The organism is Mycobacterium sp. 1465703.0 (assembly GCF_001672975.1).
Classification (GTDB): Bacteria; Actinomycetota; Actinomycetes; order Mycobacteriales; family Mycobacteriaceae; genus Mycobacterium.
Window position 1 is genome coordinate 1 of sequence record NZ_LZKU01000007.1, and the last position, 797, is coordinate 797.

Genomic DNA, 797 nt, shown 5'->3' on the forward strand with positions numbered 1-797 from the left:
GCGGAGATCAACGCCGGGTATCGCGGGCAGTTGGTGGCCCGCGCGGTCGATCTGGTCCAGTTGTTTCCGGCGGCGGCCTACGGGAAGAACGGCGCCGACATCCGGTTGGCCGTCGACGCGGTCGAGGACATGTTCCGGCTGCCAGACCTGACGCATGTGGTGATCGTGGCCGGCGACTCGGACTACATCCCGTTGGCGCAGCGCTGTAAGCGGCTGGGCCGGTACGTGGTGGGCATCGGGGTGGCCGGTGCGTCGAGCCGGGCGCTGGCCGCGGCCTGCGAAGAGTTCGTCGTCTACGACGCACTGCCCGGCGTCCCCGCACCGGCGCCGGCCGATGCGGAGGCGGCCAAGCCGAAGAAGCAGACCGGTGGCACCAAGTCGGCCAAGCCCGAGGAGGCCGAGGAACAGCCCGACCCGCAAGGCGCCGCCACCGCCTTGCTGACGCGTGCGTTGCAGATCGGCCTGGAGAAAGACGATGTCGACTGGCTGCACAACTCCGCGGTGAAGGCACAGATGAAGCGGATGGATCCGTCGTTCAGCGAAAGATCCTTGGGATTCCGGTCATTCAGCGATTTCCTGCGTTCGCGATCCGATCTCGTCGAATTGGACGAGACGTCGACGACACGGATGGTGCGGCTGCGCACAGCGGAATTAGCATCGCCGCGAGTGGGCCAAAGAGCCTGCCGATCGAGTTCGACCGGTAGTCCTCGGCCGGCTATCGCCGCCGCCGGAAACAACTGGACCAGATCGACCGCGCGGGCCACCAACTGCCCGCGATACCCGGCGTTGATCTCCGC

The 797-nt window shown here is 67.1% G+C and carries 1 pseudogene; it reads left to right on the forward strand.

Annotation, left to right across the window (positions count from 1 at the left end):
* A pseudogene (locus tag A5625_RS00520) lies at nucleotides 1-651 on the forward strand (NYN domain-containing protein); the annotation flags it as partial.
* Between the last annotated feature and the right edge of the window lie 146 nt (nucleotides 652-797).